The following is a 4,216-nucleotide window of genomic DNA, read 5'->3' as shown; positions in this document are numbered from 1 at the left end:
AAAAAGGGACTCAGGCAGCTTCCGTTGCACTTGATGTTAATACCGGGCATCGTGATCGTATTGATCTATTGCTACTTTCCGATGGTCGGGGTATTGATGGCGTTCCAAAAGTATATTCCGTCAAAAGGTTTGTTCGATTCCAAATGGGTAGAATTTAGAAATTTCGAATATTTGTTTCAAATGCCCGATTTCGGGCAGGTTCTCTGGAATACGGTTTATATCGCTGTTCTCAAGATGGTGTTTGGGCTTCTTGTGCCGATTACGATCGCTATTTTGCTAAACGAAGTTGGTAAAATGTATGTGAAGAGATGGGTTCAAACGCTAATTTACCTTCCTCACTTTTTATCATGGGTTATTCTGGGCGGCGTATTCATCGATATTTTGTCACCGTCCAACGGACTGCTGAATCAGTTTTTAGGTATCTTTTCAATTAAACCTATTTTTTTTCTAGGAGATAATACTTGGTTTCCGATAACCTTGATCGTTTCTGATATTTGGAAGGAATTCGGATTCAGTACGATTGTTTATTTAGCGGCACTGACAACGATTAATCCTAGTTTGTACGAAGCAGYCATGATAGACGGCGCGGGCAGATGGAAGCAAACATGGAATATCACCCTTCCAGGTATGATGCCGGTTATCATTTTGATGGCGACATTAAGTTTAGGAAATGTATTAAATGCAGGGTTTGACCAAGTATTTAATTTATATAGTCCGCTAGTTTACGAGAGTGGAGATATTCTGGATACGCTAATTTATCGAATTGGGTTAATGGATATGCAGTACGGTGTAGCTACCGCACTTGGCTTGTTCAAATCAATTATCTCTTTTGCCCTTGTATCTATCTCGTATTGGCTGGCATACAAAATTGCTGATTACCGCATCTTTTAGGAAAGGAGAGAACCGATTTGGTAGAAGGAAAATCATTTGGACGAAGCTTATTTCACACACTCAATTATGTATTTCTTATTGGGATCGCATTATCTTGTCTGATACCACTTATTCATATTTTGGCGGTATCCCTAAGCTCAAATGTAGCGGCAAGCGCTGGGATCGTAAAGCTATGGCCTCAGGAAATGACGTTCAAAGCCTATGAATTCGTGTTATCCAAGAGTGAGTTTCTTACTTCGTTATGGATTACGGTGGAGAGGGTTGTTCTGGGCACAGTCATTAGCATGGTTTTAACCATTCTTATTGCTTATCCGCTGTCCAAAACCGGCAAGGAGCTGAAATTTAGGACGGGTTACGCGTGGTTCTTCGTCTTTACAATTTTGTTCAGCGGGGGATTGATTCCTTGGTATATGACGATTCGCGCGACCGGGCTGCTCGATTCCATATGGGCATTAGTTATTCCTGGGGCTGTTCCTGTATTCAATGTCATTTTATTATTGAATTTTTTTAGAGGGCTGCCCAAAGAACTGGAAGAAGCGGCATTTGTCGACGGTGCGACACACTGGACTACGTTATGGCGCATATTTGTGCCGCTGTCGATGCCTTCCATTGCCACGATTATGTTGTTCACGATCGTTATGCATTGGAATTCCTGGTTTGACGGACTTGTAGTCATGAATTCGCAGCATAACTATCCGCTGTCGAGTTACCTGCAAACCGTCATCGTTCAATCGAGCTTGACCAACATGTCCGCGGAGCAGCTGGCGAATTTAGCCTCCGTGTCGGACCGAACAGTAAAAGCCGCGCAAATTTTCGTAGGTGCACTGCCGATTCTTGCTTTTTATCCATTCCTGCAGAAGTATTTCGTGAAGGGTATGGTTTTGGGCGGGGTAAAAGAATAATTAATTAAAGGAGCGATTGCTAATGGAGACTGGAACTAAACATTGGACAATTTACGCGATTCATCACTCGCATACCGATGTGGGGTACACGGAGCGACAAGAGAAGATAAAACAATATCATGTCGATTTTATACGGCAGGCGCTTCATATTTTCCGCGAAATTCAGGCTGGACGTCGCCCTGAATGGAATGGATTTAAATGGGTCTGCGAAACGTTTTGGCCAATTGAGGCGTTCCTCGAAAAGGCTGCAGAGCAGGAAAAGTTGGAGTTTGCTGAAGCGGTAAGACGCGGAGATATCGGGCTTTCAGGCACTTATCTTAATATGAGCGAGCTTGTCGGCAAAGATCTGCTTGAAGCGATGATCGGTCGAGTTCGCACTTACGGAGAATCGATTGGAATGCCGGTGAAGTCTGCCATGACAGCTGATATTACGGGCTTCAGCTGGGGGTATGGCGAGGTGCTGCTCAATGCAGGTATTCAAAACATGATCACCTGCATCCATACTCATCATTCGATGTATCCACTATGGAAGAAACAGCAGCCTTTCTGGTGGGAGATGCCAAATGGCGAAAGGCTTCTGACATGGAACGGAGAGCATTACGTCTTCGGCAACGACTTGGGATTAATTCCAGGTATCGGAGGCTCTTATACAATTAAGGATGAATTCGATACGACCAAAGGCATTACGTTCGAGATTGCGGAAGCACGTATTCCGAGGTATTTGGAACGGTTGCGTGCGGACGGTTATCCGTTCCCATTCGCTCCTGTTATGATGTCTGGGCTGCCGACGGACAACAGCTCTCCGAATGCCCAGCTTATGGATTTCGTGAACCAGTGGAACAGCAAACATAGCGAAAAAATCAAAATCGTACCGTGTACGTTGGATGAATTTTTTGACGCGGTACGTGGTCATGCAGATCAGCATCCCGACGATATTCCTGTATTCCGGGGCGATTGGCCAGATTGGTGGACGGATGGCGTTGGTTCAACGCCGAAGCATGTGCAAGTATTCCGAGAGGCGCAGCGTGTCCATCGGAAAGTGAAGCAGCTTGATCCAAACGGAGAGATTGTGACGGCTGAGGCGATGAGAGCGATGGAATACGAGCTGACGTTGTTCGCCGAGCATACTTGGGGCTACCATTCCTCTGTGACAGAGCCTTGGAATCCCTTCGTTCAGGAGTTGGGTGTCCGCAAGGAGGCGTTTGCCGCCAATGCGAGCACGCTCGCACATCGCGCATTGTATGATATTTTGGAACATAAAGGGGATGYGCTGCTTGCGCCAGATCGGCCGATGCGGTTCAAGATGCACAATCCTAATCCTTTTGCACAAGAAGACGTTGCCCATCTAATTATGGAAGGTTGGCACTACGACCTGATCAAGGACGGATTCGAAGCTCGTGTCGAAGGAAGTGGAGAGGTATATCCTGCTCAGCTAAGAGTTGCGCCGAGGGGTGTTATCGTTAGCATACCAGTGACACTTCAAGCCGGAGAAGAGAAAATATTGATGATTCAACCTGTCCACAATGGTCAAGCCAAGACAGCATACACTACGGATTATGTAGGGTCAGACAGGATGATGGATATCGACGTATCGCATGTAGAGAAGACTTTCCACTTCACCTCGACTTATTTGGAAACGCCATTTGTCCGGGTGGAATGGAAGAAAGGTGAAGGGATTACATCCTGGATCGACAAGCGTACTGGGGCGGAAATGCTGCGCTCTGACCGCAATCACCATGCCTTCTCGCCGGTATATGACATAACACGTGCTTCGAGCGTTAAGGATATGTACGAAGTTAGACGCAAGATGGGCCGCAACCGTAAAGGAGCCGATGCAATTGTCTCGACAGGGGTACTGACGAGTGCGGAAGTAATTGCGCAGGGTGATGTGTACGGTACAGTTCAGTTGACATTCGAGGTGGCGGGATGCTCGCATTATTCATTGCTCGTTACGGCATATACAGACAGACCTCGCGTGGATGTGGCCGTGCGTATGCATAAGGACAGCGTATGGGATCCGGAGAATCTGTATATTTCCTTGCCTTTCGGGGGACCCATTATGGACAGCGAGCAGGAGTTGTGGATGGATAAAATGGGTTCGCTAGCTCGTCCGCGCAAGGATCAATTACCGGGAAGTCTAGCCGATTATTATTGTATCGGGGAAGGCGTCGCTTACGTGGGAAGTCAAGGTGGAGTGTCAATAGCAATGCCGGATACACCGCTTATTCAACTAGGTAAGCTTGAACACGGCTTCCGATTACTGAACGGGGACGAGAAGCTGAAGCAGGATCCAGGCCATCTCTATTCATGGGCAATGAACAATTATTGGGAAACTAACTTTACGGCAACGCTGGGCGGCTTCTATGAATTCCGATATTTTGTCGCATGGGGCGAGAATTCCGATATTTTGTCGCATGGGGCGA

3 protein-coding genes are annotated in these 4,216 nt (G+C 46.7%); all 3 read left to right on the top strand.

Annotated features, from left to right (window positions below):
* On the top strand, positions 1–891 hold an 891-nt coding region (locus AC1DSE_RS31295; protein WP_477528770.1), incomplete at its 5' end, for an ABC transporter permease.
* Positions 892–908: 17 nt separating this feature from the next.
* Positions 909–1,793: a carbohydrate ABC transporter permease gene (locus tag AC1DSE_RS31290; protein ID WP_339203079.1), complete on the top strand. Its 885-nt coding sequence runs from the start codon at positions 909–911 to the stop codon at positions 1,791–1,793.
* A 22-nt stretch (positions 1,794–1,815) separates the two neighbouring features.
* Positions 1,816–4,216: glycoside hydrolase family 38 N-terminal domain-containing protein (locus tag AC1DSE_RS31285; RefSeq protein WP_477528769.1), on the top strand; the 2,401-nt coding region annotated here is incomplete at its 3' end.

It is taken from the genome of Paenibacillus sp. 01L418 (assembly GCF_056400045.1).
This window is presented reverse-complemented; position numbering and strand designations above follow the sequence as displayed.